Genomic DNA, 22,641 nt, shown 5'->3' with positions numbered 1-22,641 from the left:
CACACGGCGACCTATGGGTCCCGGGGTGGGGAAACCCCTACCCCCGGCTCTCAGAACGTGCGGGTACGGGGACGCCGGTCCGGTGGCGCCCAGATGGTGGTCCGCGGGACGCCGCACACCGAGCCGGCCGACGACGACCGCGGCACCGGGGTCTCGCGCAGGTAGAGCACCCGCGCCGGGTCGTCGCCGGCGCACCGGGTCCAGCCGGCGGACTCGTAGAAGCCGGCGGTCCCGGCGTGCGTGGTGAGCCAGGCCCGCGGATGTCCGGCGGTGAACCGGTCCAGCAGCCGCCGGCCCAGGCCCTGGCCGCGGAAGACCGGCGCGACCATCAGCTCGGCGACGAAGACCGCCGGTGCGACGACCGCGGCCGGCAGGTCGTCGGTGCGGCTCGGCCAGCCGTAGACGGCCCCGGCTACCTCGCCGCCCCGGAACGCCACCACGCCGTACGCCCCGGGCTCGTGGGTGTCCCGGATCAGCCGGTCCGGGAAGCCGGCGAGCTCGCCGTCCGTCTCGTTCCGCGGTGGCGCGCCGAAGCAGTCACGGTAGATGGGGTGCAGCCGCTCCCCCAAGCTCCGCAGCCGGGTCGCGGTCACCGCCGTGATGGTGAAGATCATCAATAACATTGGTACCACAGAAGGGCACCCGGTTGTGCCCGCTCCCGGCGGACATTAGGTTGAAGCTGCCAACTGCGGCGACGCGAGGGAAGCCGGTGGAAGCCCGGCGCGGTCGCGCCACTGTGACCGGTCCGCGAGGGCCGGGAGCCAGAGAGCTCGCCCGCCGCAGGCCCCACGAACGGGACGCGTCATCCCGCAGGAGGTTCGATCCACATGTCCGACATCCAGCAGGCCCAGCCCACCGCGGCGCCCGCGATCACCGGTCGTCAGCTGGGCACCGCCGCCGGCGTGGTCGCCGTCATGCTGCTGCTCGCCTACCTGGTCGCCTTCGACCAGGGTGCCCTCTCGCAGAGCGGCATGTACCTGCACGAACTCATGCACGACGGCCGCCACCTGCTGGGCGTCCCGTGCCACTGACCGGCACCCCCGCGAGCCGCGGCTTCGCCCAGCTGCTGATCCGCGGGCTGCTCGCCGGCCTGATCGCCGGTCTGCTGGCCGGAGCGTTCGCCTTCACCTTCGGCGAGACACACATCGACGCGGCCATCGCCATCGAACAGGCCGCGGCGCCACCGGCCGCGCCCGGCACGGCCGAGGAGGAGCCGCTGGTCAGCCGGGACGGGCAGAAGGCCGGTCTGGTCCTGGCGACCACGCTCTACGGCATCGCGATGGGTGGCATCCTGGCCACCGCGTACGCTCTGCTGCGCCGCCGCCTGCACACCCGCAGCGACCCCCGCGCGGTGTTCTTCCTGGCGGGATCCGCCCTGGTCGGCGTGGTGCTTATCCCGTTCCTGAAGTACCCGCCGAACCCACCCGCGGTCGGCGACCCGGCCACCATCGACCAGCGCACCTGGAGTTACCTGGCAGCGCTGGTGCTCGGCCTGGTCGCGGTCTGGGCGGCCGTCGTCGCCGCACGCACCCAGCAGGCCGAGTGGCGGCGCGCGGCCGCCGGCACGACCGCCTCCCTGGTCGTGGTGGCCGTCGCCTACCTGATGCTGCCGAGCATCGACGAGGTGCCCGCGACGTTCCCGCCCAGCCTGCTCTGGGACTTCCGGGTCGTCTCGCTCGGCGTGCAGGCGGTTCTCTGGACCGCGCTCGGCCTCACCTTCGGCGCCTTCGTCACGCCACGCGGCACGCCCGCGTCGCCGGCGCGCGCCGAGCAGACCACCGCGGCCTGACCGCCTCGGCGACAGGCGCGGCATGCAGCGGACATTCCTGGTCCCGGACGACCTGCACGACCTCGTCCGGGACCACTTCGGCGCCGCGCGGCGGCTGACCTCCCTCGACCGCCTCACCGGCGGCTCCAAGAAGGGGGTGTACCGGCTCCGCCTCGACGACGCCACGACGACGATCCTGTACGTGTGGGCGGCCGGCGAGAACTACTGGCCGCCGTCCCCGGTGGTGCCGGACGACCCGTTCACCGACGCGTCCGGCGCGGAACTGTTCGCCGTCAACCACGCGGCGCTGACCGACGCCGGCGTGCGGACCCCCCGGCTGTACGCGCTGGACCGCGCCGGCCAGTTCCCCGGCGGCGACTTCGCCCTGGTCGAGGACGTCGGCGCCCGGACCCTCGAAGCCCTGCTCGCCGACGACCCGGACGCGGCGGCCGGTCCGCTCACCGCCCTGGGCACCGCGATCCGGCGCATGCACACGACGCCCGGCCCGCACTACGGCAAGCTCACCGCCGTCGCCAGCGGGTCGGCGTCCCAGCGGCGGCGCCCCGAGGACGTCATCGTGGCGCGGGCCCTCGGCCACCTCGACACCGCGGCGGCCCGCGACGACCGGATCGCCGCGGCCCAGGACCGGATCGCCGACCATGTGCGCGAGCTGCGCGGCGCGGTCCGGCCCCGGCAGGCGTACGGGCTGGTCCACGGCGAACTGGGCCCCGACCACGTCTTCGTCACGCCGTCCGGCGAACCCGTCATGATCGACTTCGAGGGCCTGGCCTGGTTCGACGTCGAATGGGACCACGCGTGGCTGCGGATGCGGTTCGGTGACGCGTACCCGTCCCTGCACCCGGTCGACGTGGACCCGGCCCGCCTGGCGCTGTACCGCTACGCGCAGACGATCTCCCTCATCGAGGGCCCGCAGCGGATCGCGACAACCGACTTCCCCCACCGCGACTGGATGCTCGCCCTCGCCGAGTGGAACATCACCAAGGCCCTCGCCGAACTCCGACCCCACTGACACCGTTCCCCGACCACCCCGTGAGTCGCGCGGTCACTCCGGTCACCGCGGGGTCACCGCGGGGTCAGCGCGGTCAGCCAGTCACCGTGGTCAGTTCGGCCATGGCAACCAACCGACATTTCGCTTATTTCGGTCGAACCGGTCGGCGCCGTGGCTTTCGGTTTCTCTGATTGTCCCGGAGGCGCCGTCCCTGGCGAGATGTTGATCTGCTAGCGATGCGAAATCGCGGTTTCAACCCCATGATCACAGCAATTTCGCATCGCTAGCAGATCAACACCGCCGCGCGGAGGCAACGCATCGCCTCGCGCCGGCCGTGCGGACGGCGGCGCTACCTCCGCGCCGTACCCGGGGGCGATGTCCACGAAGCGCTAACGGTTCAGGACCGCCTGCCACTGCCGACGGCGGGCCGGCTCCGGGGTGAGGACACAGTCGCCGCACGTGCCACCACCGGGGATGCGGTAGTAGAGGCAGCAGTTGGCCCGCACCAGGAACCACCGTTCCCGATCCGCGTCCGGCCGGACCAGGCTCCCGCTGCCCCGCAGCTGCGGCAGCCGCAGAGCCTCTTCGACGAAAGCCGCCGCCCGACCCGCCGCAGTACCGACGCCGACGCCTGTGCCGGCGAGTACGCCCGGCACTCCCGCCACCCCGCTCGCCGCCTCCGCGCTCAAGCCCGCCCCCGGAACGGCCGCCCCCGCCGCCGTTCCCGCGCCCGGAACCGCCCCCGGAACGGCCGCCCCCGCCGCCGTTCCCGCACCTGGAACCGCCCCCGCGATCCTCGGCGCGGCATCGGCGATCATGCCGGCCGCCCCGCCGAGCGCCGACGCCACATTTCCCCACAGCACCCGGGGCGACAGCGCATACCGCTCCCGGAACACGTCGAGGATCGGCTCGACGAGGACGAGCAGCTGCGCCGCGTCACTCTCCGGCGCGGTGCGAAGGTCACGCCACGCGATCGGGATGGGGCCGCCCGGCACCTGCCGCCACCACATCCGGTCGATGTCGGGGGCCGGCAGGGCGCCGCCGGCGGCCGCCGCGCCTACCAGCGGGGATACCAGCCGGGACGCCAGACCGAGGAAGATGATCGAGGCGACCGCGCGTTCTTCGAGGTCGTCGGGGCGCAGGCCGCCGAGCCCGGCGAGGGTTTGCCGGCCGAGGGCCACCCGGGCCGCGACGACCTCGGGGGTGAGCAGGTCACGCAGCGGGTGCCAGGACGGGTCGCCCTCCCACGGTTCCCACGTGAAGTAGGGCCCGAACCGCGCGGCCGCCCGCAGCGCGGAGGCAACCGGGTCGTCGAGCACGGGCCCAGACTACGACGCGGTGCCGCCGTGGTGGTGCCGGCGGTGGGCCCGCAGGGCGTCGAACCCGAAGTCGTTTGCCGGGTCCCGCCACACGGAGTGCGCATGGTTGGCGTCGCGCTGGGTGTTGTCCCATTCGAGGAGCAGGCGCGGGCCCTGCACCCGGTAGTAGTGCGGCGCTCCCGGCTCGGTCGGTCCGGCCCAGGCGAAGTGGACGGCGTCGAGGGCCGCGTCGTCGTAGGACGCCATCGGCGACACCGCGTCCGGCACCCGCCCGAAGTAGGTGCCGAGCAGGGCCCGCAACAGGTCCCGCTGGCCGGCGTCGAGCTCCGCGCCGGCGATCCCTTTCGGTCGTGACGTGTATTCCAGGGCTTGGTGGTCGTCCTCCCCGTACCCCGTGCTCGCCTCGATCCGGTCGCTCGCCGCCAGCATTTTCGCCTGCTCGGCGGCGTCCGCGAACCGGTCGCCGCGCCAGATGCCGGCGAGCGGGACCACCCGGTCGCCGTCGGCTATCGACGTGCGGTTGGCGGTGACCAGGTCGGCGGGGGCCTTCGCGGCCAGGACGGCGCGGCGGACCAGGTCGGGGGTGAGTGAACGGACGAGCTCGCGACCCAGGTCCTCCACCCGGGCGAGGGGCCGGTTGACGGCGCCGCCGAGCAGTTCCGACGATGCCGGGTCGGCGCCCAGGAAGCACGGTGTGGTCGCGACGAGCGCATGGCCGGCGACCACGTTGTTCAGCGAGACGTGGTGCCCGCCGAACCGCCACCCCCAGGTGCCGCTGCCCGGATCGCCGAAGACGCGCAGGTAGTAGAGCCCGGGGTCGCGGCCGCGCTCGCGGTCGAAACGGGACCCGAAACCCTCGGTGTGGTCGAGGACGTTCTCCAGGCCGATCGTGGTGGCGACGGTGACGTAGCCGGCGCGCGACAGACCGGTCGACACCAGCCGCATCGCGGCCTGCTGCTGCGCCGGCCGCTGCTGGTGGAAGGTGAGGCCACCGTGGTCGGTCGGGGTGTAGAACCAGCGCCGGCGTTCGTCGTCGGCCGCCTCGTCGGCGCCGGGGCCGGGACCGGTGGCGATCTCGCGCTGCTCTGCGGTCAGCAGCGCCAGCCAGGCCTGTGCCGCGTCGGCCATGGCGGCGGCCACCTCGATCCGCTTCTCCATGGCCCCAATGTAAACGGCGGTCACCGCGGGTGGGACCTCCCGCCCGAGCGGGACGGCGACTTTACAATGAAAACCGTTTCCAACAAGATGGGGGTGTGAGCCTCCAATCAATCACCTCCGTCGCCACCGTCACCGTGCTGTCCGGGTTCTCCCCCGGCGCCGTCCAGGCCGCCGCCCGAGCCCTGCTCATCGCGGACGAGACGCTGCTGGCGATCAGCTACGACCTGACCGGGCTGCGGGAGGGAGTGGTACGCCGCCGCGTCGAGTCCGCCGCCTCCGTGCTGTCCCAGGACGAGGTCACGACGGTGCACGGCTGCGTCTCGTGCACCCTGCGCGAAGAGATCGTGCCGACGCTGGCACGCCTCGGACAGGATCGGCCCGGTCGCGGCCTGCTGCTGGTCCTGCCGCCGGCGATCGAACCCGAAGCCGTCGCCACGGCGTGCGCGCACGGCTTCGGCGCCGACGCGCCGGTGCGGTTCGACTCGTACGTCACCGTCGTCGACGCCGACCGCTTCCTCGACGACCTGGCCAGCCCCGACGACCTGCGTCACCGCGACCTGCACGCCGCCGCCGACGACCATCGCGCGGTCGCCGAAGTGGTGGCGCACCAGGTCGAGTTCAGCGACACGGTGGTGCTGTGGAACAGGCCCGGCACCCAGGCGTACGAGTCTCAGCGTCTCGCCGCCCTGGTCCGTCGCCTCGCCCCCTGGGCCGTCCAGGTTCACGTCGGCGCGTCACCGACCCTGGACTGCACGGCGTTGTCCGCCCACGTCCGCGGCACCGGCCGCCACGACCCGTTCCGGCCCGGCACGCTCGGCCGCGCCCTGGAGGGCCGGCAGATCGCCCTGCACGACCCGGAGAACGGCTCGATGGTCTTCCGGTCCCGGCGCCCGTTCCACCCGCAACGCCTGCACGACGCCCTCGAGGAAGTGACCGGACACGCCCTGCGCGGCCGCGGCCAGCTCTGGATCGCCAGCCAGCCGGACACGGTCGTCGCCTTCGAGTCCGCCGGCGGCGGGGCGAGCCTGGGCAGCCTCGGCCACTGGCTGGCCGCCCTCCCCGCGCACCGCTGGACCGAGACCAGCGACGACCGCCGGCTCGCCGCCGACCTCGACTGGGACCCGTACTACGGCGACCGCAGAACGGTCCTCGCCCTCATCGGTCTCGACCTGAACTACCCGGCGATCCGCGCGCTCCTGCAGTCGTGCCTGCTCACCGACGACGAGCTGGCCGACGGCTTCGACGCCTGGCGCGCCCTGCCCGACCCGTTCGCCGGCTGCTTCCCCACCGACACGGAACCCGGCCGCTAGGCTGATCCACTATGGAGAGTCGCCGTCTCGGACGCAGTGGCCTCTACGTCAGCGAGATCACGTACGGCAACTGGCTGACCCACGGTGAGCTGGTCGAGCGGGACATCGCGCTCGCCTGCATCCGGGCCGCGCTGGACGCCGGGATCACCACCTTCGACACCGCCGACGTGTACGCCCAGGGCGCGGCCGAACAGGTGCTCGGCGACGCGTTGCGCACGGTCACCCGGTCCTCGGTGGAGATCGCCACGAAGGTCTGCCTGCCCACCGGGGACGGCCCCAACGACCGCGGCCTGTCCCGCAAACACATCCTGGAGTCCTGCCACGCCTCGCTGCGCCGGCTCGGCACCGACTACGTCGACCTCTACCAGGCGCACCGCTTCGACGAGAACACCCCGCTCGACGAAACCCTGATCGCCTTCGACGACCTGGTCCGCCAGGGCAAAGTGCTCTACCTCGGCGTCTCGGAGTGGACCGCGCCGCAGATCGAGGCGGCCCTGCGGATCGCCGCCGACCTCGGGTTGCGCAGCCGGATCGTCGCGAACCAGCCGCAGTACAACATGCTGTGGCGGGTCATCGAACCGGAGGTGCTGCCGCTGTGCGAGCGGGAAGGCATCGGTCAGATGGTCTTCCAGCCGCTGGCCCAGGGCGTGCTGACCGGAAAGTACCAGCCGGGCCGCCCGCTGCCGGCGGACTCCCGTGCCACCAGCGGCGGGCGGGCGCCCCGGTTCATCGGCCGGGTCCTCGGCCCGGCGCTGCTGGAGCGGGTGCAGCAGCTGCGCCCGCTCGCCGAGGACGCCGGCCTGTCGATGGCCCGGTTCGCGGTGGCCTGGACCCTGCAGACGAGCGGTGTCAGCTCGGCGATCATCGGCGCCTCCCGTCCCGAGCAGGTCACCGAGAACGCGGGCGCGGCCGGGGTGCGGCTGCCCGGCGCGCTCCTGACGAAGGTCGACGAGGTGCTGGGTGACCTGATCGATCGCGACCCCGCCAAGACCGCCCGGATGATGTCCGTCAAACCGGAGTGGAGCCGCCCGGCCTGACGCTGCCGGACCGGGCGGCGGCGGACGCGCGTCAGGGAATGAGCAGCACCCGGCCGAAGGCCGCCCGGCTCTCGATGTAGCGGTGTGCCTCCGCGGCCTCGGCCAGCGGGAACTCCCGGTCGACCACCGCGGTCAGCTCCCCGGAGGCGACCCGGCCGATCAGCTTCTCGATCAGGGCGCGGGTCCGCTTCGGGTTGTAGTTCATCTCGCCGCCGAAGTAGACGCCGGTCAGCGAGGCGCTCTTCGCCATGAGCGGGCCGATCTGCGGCGGGTTCGGGTCACGGCCGGCGTGGCCGACCCAGCTGATCCGGCCGCGGTAGGCGAGAGCGGCGATGCTGCCCTCCAGCGTGCGCCCGCCGACCGGGTCGACGACCAGGTCGACGCCGCGGCCCCCGGTCAGTTCCCGCACCGCCTCGACGACGTCCGTCTCGGCGTAGTTGATCGCGTGGTCGAGCCCGTACCCGCCGAGCCGGGTCAGCTTGTCCGGGTGCGAAGCGGTCCCGATCACGGTGGCGCCGGCAGCCTTGGCGAGCTGCACCGCGGCGAGGCCCACACCGCCCGCGGCGGCCTGCACGAGGACGGTCTCGCCCGCCCGCAGACGACCGAATTCGAACAGGCAGTCGTCGGCGGTGCCGAACTCCACCGGGATGCCGGCGGCCACCTTCGGGTCCAGGTCGTCGGGGAGCGCGTACACGTTCTGCTCGGGAACCGCCGCCAGCTCGGCATGCGAACCCGCCATCATGAACGCCACCGCCCGTTGCCCGGCACGCAGCGACGTCACGCCGTCGCCGACCGCCTCCACCGTGCCGGCCGCCTGATACCCGACGATGTGCGGCGCCGACGGGAACGGACTGACCCGGCGGTGCAGCAGGTCCCCGCCCTGCACGCCCACCGCCGCGATCCGGAGCAGCACCTCACCGGCAGCGGGCACCGGATCCGGCACGTCCTCGTACCGCAGGACCTCGGGCCCGCCGTTCTCGTAGTAGACGGCCGCTTTCATGCCACTTCCTCCCCTTCGCGTAGAAGATCACTCATGCCGTAGGTACCCGCTGCTCCTCGCCTCACGCCCGCCCAAGCCGACCCGGTCACCCCGCCTGACGCGTCCTAGGAGGCTAGGCTGAATGCTGTCCGGACAGGCGGTGGCCGGACAGGCGGTGGCGGACAGGCGGTGGCCGGGCGACGGCTCCCTGGCGCGGGCTCCCTGGTGCGGATTTCCGGGAGCACGCATGACGAAGGCAACCGGGCATGGGACGCGCCCCTGCGGGCGCCACACCGTTGATCACCGGCCAGCCCGATACCGTCCGGGACCCGGTCCCCGCAGCGGCGCCGGCCCTGGCGAGATGTTGATCTGCTAGCGCTACGAAATCGCTGTGATCATGGGCCTTGAACAGCAATTTCGTAGCGCTAGCAGATCAACATCGCCCCAACGCGCCGTCTGCGGCCACTTCTTCAGGCACGGCCAGGTCAAGCAACGCCGCGCCGCGCTCCCGCCCCGCCTCGCCCCGCCTCGCCCCGCCCCGAAGCATTGCGACTGTATTGCATCCGGGCTATCGTCGTAGCATTGCACCTGCAATGTAACGACGGTGGAGGCGACCATGCTGGTGATCGGGCTTGCGGAGGCGACGCACGTGGACGTGGCCGGCGGGAAGGCGGCCGCCCTGGGCGCACTGCTCCGGGCCGGCGAGACGGTCCCCGACGGCTTCGTGATCACCACCGGCGCGTTCCGGCGGGGGACGATTCCGCGGGACGAGGTGCTCGCCGCGTACGACCGGCTGGGCGGCGGGCCCGTGGCGGTGCGTTCCAGCGCCACCTCCGAGGACTCCCCCGGCGCCAGTTTCGCCGGTCAGCACGCCACGTTCCTCGACGTCAGTGGCGCGGACGAGCTGCTCACGGCGATCGCCAAGTGCTGGGAGTCGGTGCACAGCGAGCGCGCGGCCGCCTACCGGTCCGGGCAGGGTGCCGGGACGCCGGACATGGCGGTGATCGTGCAGCGCATGGTCGGCGCTACCTCCGCCGGCGTGCTCTTCACCGCGAACCCGCTCACCGGCAACCGCACCGAGATGCTCGTCGAATCGGTCGCCGGACCGGGCAGTGGCGTCGTCGACGGCACCGTGACGGTCGAGCGCCGGCCCGCCTCCGAACGATTCCGGCACATCGGCGACCGGCTCCAGAAACGATTCGGCGCGCCCCAGGACATCGAATGGGCCATCGACGCCGATGACACCCTCTGGCTGTTGCAGTCCCGGCCGATCACCACGCTGTTCCCGGCCCCGCCGCCACACGACGACGTGCGGGTCTACGTCGAGTTCGGCCACGTCCAGGGAATGCTGCAACCGGCCACCCCGATGGGCATGTCGAACCTGCGGAAACTCATCGCGGCCATGACGGCGTCGCTGGGAATGCGGGCGGAGATCGTCGATATCGGCGGACGACTCTACGGCGATCTGTCCGATCTGGCCCGCCATCCGGCAGCCCGGAAACGACTTGTCAGATTGATGGCAGTCGACTTCGGCCCGCGCGCGCAGGCGGTCATGGAACATGTGCTCGCGGACCCGCGTTTCGCACCCGCTCCGGCGGCGAAGAGCGACAGGTCAACACCCTCCTTGGGTACGGGTCTCCGCGCGCTCACCGGCATCCTCCGCGCGCTCGCCAGTCCCGCCCCGGCCCGGCAGCGCGTCCTGGCCGCCGCCGACCGGCTCCGGCTCGCCGCGGCCGCCCCGGCCGGCCTGAGCACCGCCGCGGAGAGGCTGGCGTGGGTGCGTGCGGACGCCGCGGCCGACGACATCACCGACGACCTGACCTGGCCGATCGTCGCCGGCATGCTGGCCGCCTCGGCGCCCGGCTTCCTGTTGAAGGGCGTCGTCGCCACCGACGAGGTGCACCTCGCACTCGGCGGGCTGCCGGACAACGTCACCCTCGAGATGGACCTCGACCTGTGGCGGCTGGCGGTGGCCGCGGGGGCGCACCGGGATCTGCTGCTGACCACACCGCCCGACGTGCTCGCCGCCCGTTTCCACGACGGCGACCTGCCCGAGATCGGCATGGCCGCGTTCCTGGAAGGGTACGGTCACCGGGGCCCGGCGGAGGCCGATCTGGGCGTACCCCGCTGGTCGGAGAATCCCGCAGGTATTTTCGCGGCCATCGCCAACTATCTGCGCGTGACCGATCCCGATCAGGCACCGAATCGTCGTTTCGCGCGTGCCGCCGCGGCCGGTGAGGAAATGGTACGCACCATTTCGCGCCGGGTCCGGTGGCGGCGCCCGGTGCGCGGGCGGCTCGCGGTTTTCCTGTTGCGGCGGGCGCGAGTGCTTTCCGGGTTGCGCGAGTACGGCAAGTTCGCCGGCCTTCACCACCTGGCCGCGGTCCGCGGGCAACTGCTTCTCGCCGGGGCCGAAATGGTCGCGCAGGGCCTGCTGGACGCACCGGACGACATCATGTTCCTGACCCTGGACGAGGTGTCCGAGCCGGCGCCGGGCAGCGAACTCCGCGAGCTCGTCGCCGCACGCCGGGCCGTGCACCGGGCCGAGATCCGACGGCGGCACGTGCCGGTGGCGCTCCTCTCCGACGGCACCGACGTGGAGGCCCTGCTGCCGGGCCGGCGTGGCGGCGAGAGCGGTGGCCAGGGCAGAGGCGACGGCAGCGTTCGGGGCGGTGGCGGCAGCGGACAGGGCGGTGGCGATGGCGGACAGGGCGATGGCGAGAGCGGTGGCGACGGTGTGTTGACCGGGGTCGGCGCGTCGTTCGGCCGGGTCACCGGGCGGGCCCGGATCGTGCACGACCCGTCGACCGCGCGCATCGAGCCCGGCGACATCCTCGTCGTCACCACCACCGATCCGGCCTGGACACCGCTGTTCCTCACCGCCGGCGGCCTGGTCAGCGAGACCGGCGCGGTCATGGCGCACGGCCCGACGGTGGCCCGGGAGTACGGCCTGCCGGCCGTGATCAGCGTCCCCGGAGCGACCACCCTGATCACCGACGGCCAGTTGATCACCGTCGACGGCGCGGCCGGAACGGTCGCACCAGCGCCCGGCACGGCGACCGGGGACGGCGCCCGGACCGTGACACCAGCGCCGGGAACCGTCACACCAGCGGCCGGAGTCGTCGCACCCGCGGCCGGCGCGGCGACCGCAGCCGGCGCGGCGACCGCAGCCGGCGCGGCGGCCGGGGACGGCGCGGCCCACGGCGTCGCCCCCGCGGCCTCGTGACACGATCGTCGCCATGCCCAGGAAGGTGGATCATCAGGAACGGCGGACGCTGATCGCCGACGCGTTGATGCGGGTGGCCGCCGAGCACGGCCTGGAGGCGGTCAGCCTGCGGCACGTCGCGGCCGAGGCTGGCGTGTCGACGGGCATGGTCCAGCACTATTTCCGGACCAAGGACGAGATGATGACGTTCGCGATGGGCGTGGTCCGGGACCGCAGTTCCGCCCGGGTCTCGCAGGCGATCGCCGCCCTCGGCCCCGACCCGGAGCCACGTCGGCTGCTGCGAACGCTGCTGGTCAACCTGCTGCCCCTCGGTGACGAGTCCCGGGCCGACGGGCGGGTGGCGCTGGCGTTCCTGGCCTACACGGCGGTGCGCCCGGCGTCCACACCGGCTCTGCGCGAGGACACCGAGCAGATGGTCGGCTTCATCGCGAGCCTGTTGCCGGGCGGCGACTCCTCGGCCGCCGCCGGGGTGCTGGCGCTCATGGAGGGGCTGGGCATGTATCTGCTGGGCGGCCAATACAGCGACGACCGGGCCCTGTCCACGCTCGACGCCCACCTGGACCGGCTGTTCGGCGCGGCGGCCCGCTGACCGACCGGACGCACGACGCCATCCCCGCGCAGCAAAAGCCGCCCGCACGGCAAAGCCGCCCGCACGGCAAAGCCGCCCCGGGTGGCAAAGCCGCCCCGGGTGGCAAAGCTGCCCCCGCGCGCGATGCCGTCACCCCCGGGTGGCAAGGCCGTCCAGGCGCGCGGCGATGCCGTCCAGCAGCAGCTCCAGGGCGCCCGGGTAGGCGCTGGCCACCATCTCGGTGGCCAGCAGCGGCGCGACCTCGGCGATGTGCGGGTGGGTGGCCGACGGCAGGCGGGCGTACGTCGAGCGCCAGATCTCCTCGTCGGCGCGCAGGGCCGCGTTGGGCAGGGCCAGGGAGGCGGCGTCGAGGGCGGCGAAGGCCAGGGTCTGGTCGATGAAGGCGTGGTAGACGGCGGCGGCCTCGCGGACCGGCAGGCCGGCGTGGCGCAGGACGGACAGGACGGCCTCGTCGGCGGCGAGTTCGTTGGCGCGGCCGGTCACCCGGGCGGTGGTGAGGACGGCGGCCTGCGGGTGGGACACGTACGCGCCGTGAATGCGGCGTCCGAGCGTACCCAGGTCGTGCCGCCAGTCGCCGGAGGGTGACCAGCCGCGCAGAGCCTGACCGATGAGGGTGTCGCCGATGGCGAGGGTCAGCTCGTCCATGCCCCGGAAGTAGCGGTAGAGGGTGCTGGGGTCGCAGTCGAGGGCGAGGCCGAGCCGGCGGGCGGTGAGTCCGGTGCTGCCGTGTTCGCGCAGCAGACGCAGGGCGGTCTCGACGATCAGGGTCTCGGTGAGGATGGTGCCGCCGCGGGTGGGGCGGCGACGGCGGCGCTTCTCGTCCGGCACGACGATCTTCGGCATCGGCTGATCTTATGCCAACGCAGTTGACCATAGCGATGACAACGGCGTTTGATCACAGCACGAGATCCGTATCCGAAAGGAATTTCCCGATGCGTGTCCTGCTGGTCGGTGCGGGCGGAGTCGGTACGGCCATCACCCGGATCGCCGCCCGCCGCCCGTTCTTCGACGCGATGGTGGTCGCCGACTTCGACCTGGACCGGGCGCGGGCCGCGGTCACCGCGACCGGTGATCCGCGCCTGCGCGCCGCCCGGGTGGACGCCTCCGACGTCGCCGCGGTCACCGCGCTGCTGCGCCGGCACGAGATCGACGTGCTGCTCAACGCCACCGACCCGCGCTTCGTGATGTCCCTGTTCGACGCGGCCCACCTGGCCGGCGCCGACTACCTGGACATGGCGATGTCGCTGTCCCGGCCGCATCCTGAGCGGCCGTACGAGCAGTGCGGCGTCAAGCTCGGCGACACCCAGTTCGAGCGGGCCGCCGCGTGGGAACGGGCCGGCCGGCTGGCGCTCGTCGGGATGGGTGTCGAGCCCGGCCTGTCGGACGTGTTCGCGCGGCACGCCGCCGACGAACTGTTCGACGAGATCGAGGAGATCGGCATCCGGGACGGGTCCAATCTGACCGTCGACGGGTACGACTTCGCGCCGTCCTTCAACATCTGGACCACGATCGAGGAGTGCCTGAACCCGCCGGTGGTGTGGGAGGCGGGCCGGGGCTGGTTCACCACGGCGCCGTTCAGCGAGCCGGAGGTGTTCGACTTCCCCGCGGGCATCGGGCCGGTGGAGTGCGTGAACGTGGAGCACGAGGAGGTGCTGCTGATCCCCCGGTGGGTGCGGGCGGGCCGGGTCACCTTCAAGTACGGGCTCGGTGCCGACTTCATCCGTACCCTCACCACGCTGCACACGCTGGGCCTGGACCGGACCGAAGGGGTGATCGTGCCCGGGCCGTCCGGCCCGGTGAGCGTCTCGCCGCGTGACGTGGTCGCCGCCGGCCTGCCCGACCCGGCCACGCTCGGCGACCGGATGCGCGGCAAGACGTGCGCCGGAACCTGGGTCCGCGGGACACGTGCCGGCGAGCCGCGGGAGGTCTACCTCTACCACGTGGTCGACAACGAGTGGTCGATGGCGGAGTACGGCTGCCAGGCCGTCGTCTGGCAGACCGCGATCAACCCGGTCGTCGCCCTGGAGTTGCTGGCCAGCGGCGCGTGGCGCGGGCACGGGGTGCTCGGGCCGGAGGCGTTCCCGGCGCGGCCGTTCCTCGACCTGCTGACCGATTACGGCTCACCGTGGGGTTTGCGCGAGGAGCTGCCGCGGGTGGCTCTCACCGCCCCCTGACGCATCGATCCTCGTAAGATCTGGACAGCGACAGTAAAGCAACTTAATAATTAGTCCTCCATCGATCCCCATGGAGGACGTCCATGCGCCGCCCCCGTTCCCTGGCGCTCAGCCTCGCCGCAGCGGTCATCGCTGCCGGCGCCGCCCTGTTCGCCGTCTCCCCCGCGTCCGCCGCCACCCCCAGCGCCACCTTCACCAAGGTGTCCGACTGGGGTTCGGGCTGGCAGGGCCAATACACCATCACCAACGGCGGTACGGCCGCCCTCACCTCGTGGAAGGTCGAGTTCGACCTGCCCGGCGGCACCAGCGCCGGGTCCTACTGGGACGCGCTGCTGACCACCTCCGGCGCCCACCACACGTTCACCAACCGCGAGTACAACGGCCGGATCCCGGCCGGCGGCTCGGTCACGTTCGGCTTCGTCGGATCCGGGCCGGGCGCGCCGGCCGGGTGCAAGCTGAACGGTGTCTCCTGCTCCGGAGGGGTGACCCCGACAACGCCCACCACCCCGCCGCCGTCACCGCCGCCCACCACCACACCGCCGCCCAGCGGCACCACTCCGGTGGCCAAGAACGGTCAGTTGCGGGTCTGCGGCCGGCAACTCTGCAACGCCCAGGGCAGGGCGATCCAGCTGCGCGGCATGAGCACCCACGGCCTGCAGTGGTACTCCAGTTGCGTCACCGACACGTCCCTGAACGTCCTGGCGAACGAGTGGAACGCCGACGTCGTACGCCTCTCGATGTACATCCAGGAGGGCGGTTACGAGACCGACCCGGCCGGCTTCACCGCCAAGGTCAACGACTACATCGAGAAGGCCACCGCCCGCGGCATGTACGCGATCGTCGACTGGCACATGCTCTCCCCCGGCGACCCGAACGTGAACCTGAGCCGGGCGAAGACCTTCTTCACCGCGATCGCGGCGCGCCACAAGAACAAGACCAACATCCTGTACGAGATCGCGAACGAACCCAGCGACGTGCACTGGTCGTCCATCAAGTCCTACGCGGACCAGCTCATCCCGGTGATCCGCGCCCAGGACCCGGACGGCGTCGTGCTGGTCGGCACCGAGGACTGGTCGTCACTCGGCGCGTCCGGCGACGGTCAGGGCGTCTCCCGGATCCTGGCGAACCCGGTGAACGCCTCCAACATCATGTACACCTTCCACTTCTACGCGGCCTCGCACGACGACTACTACCTCACCACGTTCCGCGACGCCGTCGCGAAGCTGCCGATGTTCGTCACCGAGTTCGGCACCCAGCAGGCGACCGGTGACGGCCCGAACGACTTCACCCAGGCCCAGAAGTACCTGGACCTGATGGCCCAGAACCGGGTGAGCTGGGTCAACTGGAACTACTCCGACGACATGCGCTCCGGCGCAGTCTTCACCGAGGGCACCTGCGCCGCCGGCGCGTACTCCGGCACGGCCCGCCTCAAGCCGGCCGGCGCCTGGATCCGTGATCGGATCCGGACACCGGACGACTTCTGAGAAGCGCCCGTGACCTCGCCGGCGAGCGGCGGTCGGGGTCACGGGCGGTCGTGCAGGAACCAGGCGTCACCGCGGGTCAGCGCGATCGCCAGCTCCCACCGCTCGGCCGGGATCGACGTCGCCCACCAGGAAGGTGCCGCCGAGCCCCTCCTCCACCGGGTGACCCCGCAGTGCGGTCCCGCGCAGGGCGTCCGCGATGTCGCCGGCGTCGTCCAGGAGAGTCCCCATGGCGTGCACGATAGCGACGCCCGGCCGGGCCGCAGGGGTGGAGTAATCTTGCCGGAGAGAAGTTGAGGGTAGGCCCAACTTCGGCTCCGGAAGAGGTTACGAACGGTGAACAGCCCCATCAAGGTGGATGTCTGGTCCGACATCGCCTGCCCGTTCTGCTACATCGGAAAGCGCAAGTTCGAGGCCGCCGCCGCGACGTCCGGGGTGGCCGTCGAGGTGGAGTACCACTCGTTCGAGCTCTCCCCGGACACCCCGGAGGACTTCGCGGGCAGCCACGCCGACTACCTCGGCGCCAAGCTGGGCGCCGGGCCGGCCCAGGTGCGCGGCATGGAGAAGCAGACCACCGCGCTGGCCGCGACGGTGGGCCTGGACTTCCAGTACGACAAGGTCCGGCCGACCCGGACCCGTAAGGCGCACGAGCTGCTGCACTACGCCAAGGCGTACGGCCGGCAGGCGGAGACGAAGGACCGGCTGCTCGCGGCGTACTTCACCGACGGCGTGAACGTCGGCCGGGTCGACGAGCTGGCGGACGTGGCGGCCGAGCTGGGTTTCGACCGCGCCGACGTGGTGCGCTCGCTGGAGAGCGGGGAGTACGCGGCAGCCGTCACGGCCGACATCGCGACCGCCCGGGAGTACGGCATCCAGGGCGTCCCGTTCTTCATCTTCGAGAACAAGTACGCCGTCTCCGGCGCCCAGGACCCGGCGACGTTCGCGCAGGTCCTGGCGAAGGTCAGCGACGAGCGGAAGCCTGTCGCATGACCGCCCCCGAGCAGCCGCCGGCGACGCCCTTCACGCTTGTCGGCGGCGGCAGCGACCTGACCTGCGAGGGCGACGTCTGCATGGTCCCGCCCGCGGCGGCCACCGAGCCGGCGGCGGCCGTCGAGCCCGCACCGGAGCCCGCACCGGAGCCGGTTCCCGAGGTCTGAGCAGCGGTCACCGGAGCCGGGTGGTGCGCCCACCCGGCTCCGCAACATGTGTCAACGCCGCGAACCCTTGCCCCTTAATCCTATCTGCATAGTATGAGTTATGGCCGGTTCTTCCCTGGTCGTTCCCCGTGAACGGAGAAGAGAGACCATGCTCAGACATCCACGTGCAGCAATAGCCGCCGCGCTGGCAGCCGCCCTGCTCACCACCACCGCCGCCTGTTCGGCCGAGGAGGCCGGTCCGGCCCTGGAACTGACCGCCGCGCTGCCCGAGAGCGTCCCCAGCGGTACCGTGCTCCGCATCGGCGACCCGGCCTTCGAAGCCGTCGCGAAGGCCTCCGGGCTCGACAAGGAACTGACCGGCGCCGGCATCGAGGTCGCCTGGGCCAACATCAGCGGCGGCCCGCAGAGCATCCAGGCGTTCCGCGCCGACAAGCTGGACTGCAGCGCCGTCGCCGACATCCCGTCGCTGTTCGCGGCGTGGACCGGCACCGCCACGAAAATCATCTTCCAGTCGGTCACCGTCGACCCGCTGACGTACCCGATCTATCAGCTCGGCGTCGCGCCCGGCACCAGCGTCACGTCGCCGGCCGACCTGCGCGGCAAGAAGATCGCCTACAGCGCCGGGCAGGCACAGGGCGCGCTCGTGCTGCGGGTCCTCAAAGCGGCCGGGCTCAGCCGGGACGACGTGACCCTGGTCGAGCTGACCAGCACCGGCGACTCGTACGTGACCGCGCTCGGCAGCAAGACCGTCGACGTGGCCCCGATCGCGGCGTACCAGGTGAAGCTCTACCAGACGAAATACCCGGGCGCCACGGCCGTCGGCACCGGCATCCGCGACGACGCCTCCACGATCTACTGCCTCACCACGGCCGTCGAGGACGCCGACAAGGCCGCCGCGCTCAAGGTCTACGTCGCCACCCGGACCAAGGCCCTGCTCTGGCAGAACGAGCACCCCGAGGAGTACGCGAAGGCGTACTACCAGCAGGTGCAGGGGCTCAACGAGGCCGACGCCCGGGCCGTCGTCGCACTGGCCGGCATCCGGGGCATCCCGGCGACCTGGGACAACGCCATCACCCGGCTCCAGGAGACGGCCGACCTGCTCGCCGTCGAACAGGGCCACGACAAGCTCGACGTCACCACGCTCGTCGACCGGCGCTTCGAGAAGGTGCAGGCCGACGCGGCAGGCGCCCAGGTGGTCACCGGTGATGCCGCATGACCACCACCGTCCAGCCGCCCGCCGTGGCCACCGCACCCATCGAGGACGTCCGGGTCGTCCGCCGGCGCCTCGGCCCCGGCAGGCGCATCCCCGGCGCCTTCTGGATCGGCCCGCTCCTGGTGCTGACCGTCTGGTCGCTGGGCTCGGCCACCGGCCTGCTGAAACCGGCGATCCTCTCCGCGCCCTGGGACGTCGCGGTGGCCGCCCGCGAACAGTGGACCGGCAACGACCTGCTCGGCAACATCCTCGCCTCCCTGCAGCGGGCCGTCCTCGGCCTCACCCTCGGCGTGGTCACCGGCAGCGTGCTCGCCGTCGTGTCCGGGCTGTCCCGGATCGGCGAGTCCCTGATCGACGGCCCGATCCAGATCAAACGGTCGGTCCCGACGCTCGCGCTGATCCCGCTGTTCATCGCCTGGTTCGGCATCGGCCAGGAGATGAAGGTGCTGACCATCGCCCTGATCAGCCTGGTGCCGATCTACGTGCACACGCACAACGGGCTGCGCGGCATCGACGGCCGGTACGCCGAACTGGCCGAGACCATCGGCATCGGACGCACCGAGTTCGTCCGGCACATCGTGCTGCCCGGGGCGCTGCCCGGCTTCCTGCTCGGCATGCGGTTCGCCGTCACCTCGTCGCTGCTGGGCCTCGTGGTCGTCGAGCAGTACAACGCGACAGCCGGCATCGGCCACATGATCACCCTCGCCGAGCAGTACGGGCAGACCGACGTCATCGTGGTCGGCCTGGTCATCTACGGCGTCTTCGGCTACTGCGCCGACAGCGCGGTCCGGCTCATCGGAAGGAAGGTGCTCGCATGGCGGCGCACGCTGGAGGACTGACCTCGACCCCCGCGGTACGCGTCCGCGACCTGCACCGCAGTTTCAGCGCGAACGGCGGGGTGCTCAACGGCCTCGACCTCGACATCGCGGCCGGCGAGTTCGTGGCCCTGATCGGCCGCTCCGGCACCGGCAAGAGCACCCTGCTGCGGGCCCTGGCCGGGCTCGACCGCGACGTCAAAGGCAGCGGCCGGATCGCGGTGCCGGACAGCGTCTCCGTGGTGTTCCAGGACTCCCGGCTGCTGCCCTGGAAGCGGATCCTCGGCAACGTCACGTTCGGGCTGCGCGGCGGCGACGCGGACCGGCGTGGCCGGCAGGCGCTGGCCGAGGTGGGCCTGGCCGGCCGGGAGCAGGCGTGGCCGTACCAGCTGTCCGGCGGTGAACAGCAGCGCGCCGCGCTGGCCCGGTCCCTGGTCCGGGAACCGCGGCTGCTGCTGGCCGACGAGCCGTTCGGCGCCCTGGACGCGCTGACCCGGATCCGGATGCACACGCTGCTGCGCAAGCTGTGCGAGGCACATCGGCCGGCGGTGCTCCTGGTCACCCACGACGTCGACGAGGCGATCGTGCTGGCCGACCGGGTGATCCTGCTGGACGGCGGGGTGGTCCGCACGGACGTCCCGGTGGACCTGCCGGACCGCTCCCGGAACTCCCCCGCGTTCGCCGACCTGCGCGCGCATCTCCTGGATCAACTCGGTGTGGAGGCGTCATGACCCGGCAACTGCATCTGAACCTGTTCCTGCACGACACGGGACACCACGAGGCCTCCTGGCGGTTGCCGGAGTCGGACCCGTACGCCAATCTCTCGCTCGAAGCCCATCAGCGCCTGGCCCGGATCGCCGAGGACGCCCGGTTCGACTCGGTGTTCCTCGCCGACAGCCCGGTGCTCTGGTCCGACCCGGGGCGCCGGCCCTCCGGCAAGCTGGAACCGACTCTGCTGCTGGCCGCGCTGATCGGCAGCACCAGCCGGATCGGGCTGATCGCGACCGCGTCGACCTCGTACAACGAGCCGTTCAACCTGGCCCGCCGGTTCGCCTCCCTCGACCACCTGTCCGGCGGGCGGGCCGGTTGGAACGTCGTCACCACCGCCGGTGACGCGGCCGCCCGCAACTTCGGTCTCGACGACCAGCCGCTGCACGCCGACCGGTACCGGCGGGCCGACGAGTTCCTGGACGTCGCCACCAAACTCTGGGACAGCTGGGCCGACGACGCGATCGTGGCCGACAAGCACGCCGGGGTGCACGCCGTCGCCGACCGGGTCCGCGCCATCGACCACCGCGGCGACTGGTTCCGCGCCATCGACCACCGCGGCGACTGGTTCCGGGTGGACGGGCCGCTCAACCTGCCGCGCTCCCCGCAGGCGTGGCCGCTGCTGGTGCAGGCCGGTTCCTCCGAGGACGGCAAGGAGTTCGCGGCGAAGTGGGCCGAGGCGGTCTTCACCGCGCAGCCGACCCTGGCCGAGAGCCGGGCGTTCTACGCCGACCTGAAACGCCGGGCCGCGGCGGCCGGGCGCGACCCCGACCACGTGGTGATCCTGCCCGGCATCGTGCCGATCATCGGCGACACCGAGGCCGAGGCCCGCGAACTCGACGCCGAACTGGAACGGCTGATCGCCCCGCAGTACGCCCTCGCCACCCTCGCGCAGACGCTGCGCGTACCGCCGGAAGCCCTTGACCTGGACCGGCCCCTGCCGCCGGACCTGCCCTCCGAAGACGAGATCGAGGGCGCGAAGAGCCGACGCACGCTGATCGTGGACTGGGCGCGACGCGACAACCTGACGGTCCGCCAGCTCATCGGCAGGCTGGGCGGCGGGCGCGGGCACCGGACCTTCACGGGTACGGCCGTGCAGGTCGCCGATACCATCGAGGAGTACTTCACCACCGGCGCGGCGGACGGCTTCAACATCATGCCCGCGGTACTGCCCTCGGGCATCGAGGCGTTCGCGGCGAAGGTCGTGCCGATCCTGCAGGAACGCGGCCTGTTCCGCACCGAGTACACCGGCCGCACGCTGCGCGACCACTACGGACTGCCCCGGCCCGCCGGCCGCCTGGCCCTTACCGGGGGACCCCGGTGACGTTCCTCTGGTACATCCCCAACACCGTCGACCCGGGGCACCGCGGCGACGACGCCGTGACCGGGTACGGCAGCCTCGAACACTCGACCGACCTGGCGCTCACCGCCGAACGGCACGGCTGGGCGGGCGCGCTGATCGGCACCGGCTGGGGCCGGCCGGACACGTTCACCGTGGCCACCGCGATCGCGGCGCGGACCACGACGTTCCGGCCGCTCGCCGCGATCCGGCCCGGCTACTGGCAGCCCGCCCATTTCGCCGCCGCGGCCGCCACCCTCGACCACCTCAGCGGCGGACGCCTCCTGATCAACATCGTGAGCGGCCGGGACAATGTCGCCGCCTACGGCGACACTGAGGGCGACCAGAAGCAGCGGTACGCCCGGACGGCCGAGTTCCTCCGCCTGGTGCGCCGGTTGTGGACCGAGGAGAACGTCACCTACGCCGGCGAGTACTACGGTGTCACCGGATCCACGGTGGCCCTGCGCCCGCACGGCACCGGCCCGCGCCTCTACTTCGGCGGTGCCTCCGCCGCCGCGGAACGGGTGGCCGCGGCCCAGGCCGACGTCCAGCTGTTCTGGGGTGAGCCGCTGGACGGCATCGCCGAGCGCGTCGCCCGGCTGCGCGCGCTCAGCGCCACCCTCGACCGGGACCTGCCGCCACTGGAGTTCGGCCTGCGGATCACCACGGTCGTCCGGGACACCACCGAGCAGGCGTGGCGGGACGCGGAGGCCAAGGTCGCGGCCCTGGGCTCGGAGGCGCTGCCGCCCCGAGGATTCGACCGGCAGCACGGGCCCGCGGTCGGCCAGCAGCGGCTGCTCGACCTGGCCGCCCGCGGCGAGGTCCTGGACAGCTGCCTCTGGACGGCACCCGGCCGATACGGCGGTGGCGGCGCCGGCACGACCTGGCTGGTGGGTTCGGCCGGTGACGTGGCGGCGGCGCTGCGGCGCTACGCCCAGTTGGGGATCAGTCACTTCGTGCTGTCGGACACGCCGTACAAGCAGGAGACGGCCCGGGTCGGCGACGCGCTGCCCCTCTTCCGCGCCGCCGTCTCTTCGGGCGCCGCCTCCCCGGGCGCCGCTATTTCGCGCGCCGCTTCCCCGGGCGCCGCTTCCACGGGCGCCGTCAGCGGGGGCTCCTCGACCCGCTCACCGCAAGCGGCCCGGTAGGCTTGGCGGGCCGCCCCCCCGTGCGGGGTCGGCCGGTGGGCGTCGACATACAGGCGGCGGACAGCGCCGGCCCGGTGACGGCTTTTCTCCGGTTTCTGCCGGTGTGGATTGAGTGCGGAAGTACAGCGTGCGGGACGTCAACGCGCGGCGG

Annotated in this window: 22 protein-coding genes and 1 riboswitch; of the genes, 16 read left to right on the top strand and 6 right to left on the bottom strand. The window is 72.3% G+C overall.

Annotation, left to right across the window (positions count from 1 at the left end; all coding sequences use genetic code 11):
• Positions 1–50 precede the first annotated feature (50 nt).
• Entirely contained in the window at positions 51–614 is a 564-nt protein-coding gene (locus LPA41_RS06985) for a GNAT family N-acetyltransferase (protein WP_229069106.1), read from the bottom strand.
• Between the two features lie 85 nt (positions 615–699).
• Positions 700–771: riboswitch (cobalamin riboswitch) on the top strand.
• Between the two features lie 56 nt (positions 772–827).
• Here LPA41_RS06985 and LPA41_RS06980 point away from each other — a divergent pair.
• From LPA41_RS06980 to LPA41_RS06970, 3 genes are read left to right on the top strand one after another with little or no spacing between them, the layout of a single operon-like run.
• Positions 828–1,031 (top strand): CbtB domain-containing protein, encoded by a 204-nt coding sequence (locus tag LPA41_RS06980; RefSeq protein WP_229069105.1) that lies wholly within the window; start codon positions 828–830, stop codon positions 1,029–1,031.
• Entirely contained in the window at positions 1,022–1,789 is a 768-nt protein-coding gene (locus LPA41_RS06975) for a CbtA family protein (protein WP_229069104.1), read from the top strand. Before LPA41_RS06980 ends, LPA41_RS06975 begins: the two co-directional genes overlap by 10 nt.
• 22 nt (positions 1,790–1,811) lie before the next feature.
• Positions 1,812–2,798: a phosphotransferase family protein gene (locus LPA41_RS06970; protein ID WP_229069103.1), complete on the top strand. Its 987-nt coding sequence runs from the start codon at positions 1,812–1,814 to the stop codon at positions 2,796–2,798.
• Between the two features lie 368 nt (positions 2,799–3,166).
• Here the strand turns inward: LPA41_RS06970 and LPA41_RS06965 are convergent, their stop codons facing one another.
• Together LPA41_RS06965 and LPA41_RS06960 are read right to left on the bottom strand one after the other, a co-directional pair.
• Positions 3,167–4,096, bottom strand: a complete 930-nt coding sequence (locus LPA41_RS06965) for a (2Fe-2S)-binding protein (RefSeq protein ID WP_229069102.1) — start codon at positions 4,094–4,096, stop codon at positions 3,167–3,169.
• 9 nt (positions 4,097–4,105) lie between these two features.
• Positions 4,106–5,254 carry a DUF3500 domain-containing protein gene (locus tag LPA41_RS06960; protein ID WP_229069101.1) on the bottom strand — a complete coding sequence of 383 codons (1,149 nt, stop codon included), beginning with the start codon at positions 5,252–5,254 and terminating at the stop codon, positions 4,106–4,108.
• Positions 5,255–5,349: 95 nt separating this feature from the next.
• Here LPA41_RS06960 and LPA41_RS06955 point away from each other — a divergent pair, with 95 nt between their 5' ends.
• Together LPA41_RS06955 and LPA41_RS06950 are read left to right on the top strand one after the other, a co-directional pair.
• Positions 5,350–6,564, top strand: coding sequence for a GTP-binding protein (locus tag LPA41_RS06955; RefSeq protein ID WP_229069100.1), 1,215 nt, complete (start codon positions 5,350–5,352; stop codon positions 6,562–6,564).
• An 11-nt stretch (positions 6,565–6,575) separates the two neighbouring features.
• Positions 6,576–7,601: an aldo/keto reductase family protein gene (locus LPA41_RS06950; protein ID WP_229069099.1), complete on the top strand. Its 1,026-nt coding sequence runs from the start codon at positions 6,576–6,578 to the stop codon at positions 7,599–7,601.
• Positions 7,602–7,632: 31 nt separating this feature from the next.
• Here LPA41_RS06950 and LPA41_RS06945 read toward each other — a convergent pair whose 3' ends face one another.
• Positions 7,633–8,601 carry a zinc-binding dehydrogenase gene (locus LPA41_RS06945; RefSeq protein WP_229069098.1) on the bottom strand — a complete coding sequence of 323 codons (969 nt, stop codon included), beginning with the start codon at positions 8,599–8,601 and terminating at the stop codon, positions 7,633–7,635.
• Positions 8,602–9,184: 583 nt separating this feature from the next.
• Here LPA41_RS06945 and LPA41_RS06940 point away from each other — a divergent pair.
• Positions 9,185–11,806 (top strand): PEP/pyruvate-binding domain-containing protein, encoded by a 2,622-nt coding sequence (locus tag LPA41_RS06940; RefSeq protein WP_229069097.1) that lies wholly within the window; start codon positions 9,185–9,187, stop codon positions 11,804–11,806.
• Positions 11,807–11,819: 13 nt separating this feature from the next.
• On the top strand, positions 11,820–12,395 hold the full coding sequence (locus LPA41_RS06935) for a TetR/AcrR family transcriptional regulator (protein WP_229069096.1): 576 nt from the start codon (positions 11,820–11,822) through the stop codon (positions 12,393–12,395).
• A gap of 129 nt (positions 12,396–12,524) precedes the next feature.
• Here LPA41_RS06935 and LPA41_RS06930 read toward each other — a convergent pair whose 3' ends face one another.
• Positions 12,525–13,238, bottom strand: a complete 714-nt coding sequence (locus LPA41_RS06930) for a TetR/AcrR family transcriptional regulator (protein ID WP_229069095.1) — start codon at positions 13,236–13,238, stop codon at positions 12,525–12,527.
• Positions 13,239–13,327: 89 nt separating this feature from the next.
• Here LPA41_RS06930 and LPA41_RS06925 point away from each other — a divergent pair, with 89 nt between their 5' ends.
• Together LPA41_RS06925 and LPA41_RS06920 are read left to right on the top strand one after the other, a co-directional pair.
• A complete protein-coding gene (locus LPA41_RS06925) occupies positions 13,328–14,569 on the top strand; it encodes a saccharopine dehydrogenase family protein (protein ID WP_229069094.1) in 1,242 nt (413 codons plus the stop codon).
• A gap of 83 nt (positions 14,570–14,652) precedes the next feature.
• Positions 14,653–16,053: a cellulase family glycosylhydrolase gene (locus LPA41_RS06920; protein ID WP_229069093.1), complete on the top strand. Its 1,401-nt coding sequence runs from the start codon at positions 14,653–14,655 to the stop codon at positions 16,051–16,053.
• 66 nt (positions 16,054–16,119) lie between these two features.
• Here LPA41_RS06920 and LPA41_RS06915 read toward each other — a convergent pair whose 3' ends face one another.
• Positions 16,120–16,281 carry a hypothetical protein gene (locus LPA41_RS06915; RefSeq protein WP_229069092.1) on the bottom strand — a complete coding sequence of 54 codons (162 nt, stop codon included), beginning with the start codon at positions 16,279–16,281 and terminating at the stop codon, positions 16,120–16,122.
• Between the two features lie 105 nt (positions 16,282–16,386).
• Between LPA41_RS06915 and LPA41_RS06910 the strand changes: the two genes are divergently transcribed.
• The 7 genes from LPA41_RS06910 to LPA41_RS06880 all read left to right on the top strand — a co-directional run bounded on the left by LPA41_RS06910 (position 16,387) and on the right by LPA41_RS06880 (position 22,490).
• Entirely contained in the window at positions 16,387–17,040 is a 654-nt protein-coding gene (locus LPA41_RS06910) for a DsbA family protein (protein ID WP_229069091.1), read from the top strand.
• Positions 17,037–17,207, top strand: a complete 171-nt coding sequence (locus LPA41_RS06905; RefSeq protein WP_229069090.1) for a hypothetical protein — start codon at positions 17,037–17,039, stop codon at positions 17,205–17,207. Before LPA41_RS06910 ends, LPA41_RS06905 begins: the two co-directional genes overlap by 4 nt.
• A 148-nt stretch (positions 17,208–17,355) precedes the next feature.
• A complete protein-coding gene (locus tag LPA41_RS06900; RefSeq protein ID WP_229069089.1) occupies positions 17,356–18,423 on the top strand; it encodes an ABC transporter substrate-binding protein in 1,068 nt (355 codons plus the stop codon).
• Positions 18,420–19,259, top strand: coding sequence for an ABC transporter permease (locus LPA41_RS06895; protein ID WP_229069088.1), 840 nt, complete (start codon positions 18,420–18,422; stop codon positions 19,257–19,259). Before LPA41_RS06900 ends, LPA41_RS06895 begins: the two co-directional genes overlap by 4 nt.
• A complete protein-coding gene (locus tag LPA41_RS06890) occupies positions 19,235–19,966 on the top strand; it encodes an ABC transporter ATP-binding protein (protein WP_229069087.1) in 732 nt (243 codons plus the stop codon). The genes LPA41_RS06895 and LPA41_RS06890 overlap by 25 nt, the downstream gene beginning before the upstream one ends.
• Entirely contained in the window at positions 19,963–21,327 is a 1,365-nt protein-coding gene (locus LPA41_RS06885) for an LLM class flavin-dependent oxidoreductase (RefSeq protein ID WP_229069086.1), read from the top strand. Before LPA41_RS06890 ends, LPA41_RS06885 begins: the two co-directional genes overlap by 4 nt.
• Positions 21,324–22,490 (top strand): LLM class flavin-dependent oxidoreductase, encoded by a 1,167-nt coding sequence (locus tag LPA41_RS06880; protein ID WP_229069085.1) that lies wholly within the window; start codon positions 21,324–21,326, stop codon positions 22,488–22,490. Before LPA41_RS06885 ends, LPA41_RS06880 begins: the two co-directional genes overlap by 4 nt.
• The last annotated feature ends 151 nt before the right edge of the window (positions 22,491–22,641 follow it).

The sequence above is a fragment of the Actinoplanes sp. DH11 genome (assembly GCF_020873875.1).
In the GTDB taxonomy this organism is placed as follows: Bacteria; Actinomycetota; Actinomycetes; order Mycobacteriales; family Micromonosporaceae; genus Actinoplanes.
This window is presented reverse-complemented; position numbering and strand designations above follow the sequence as displayed.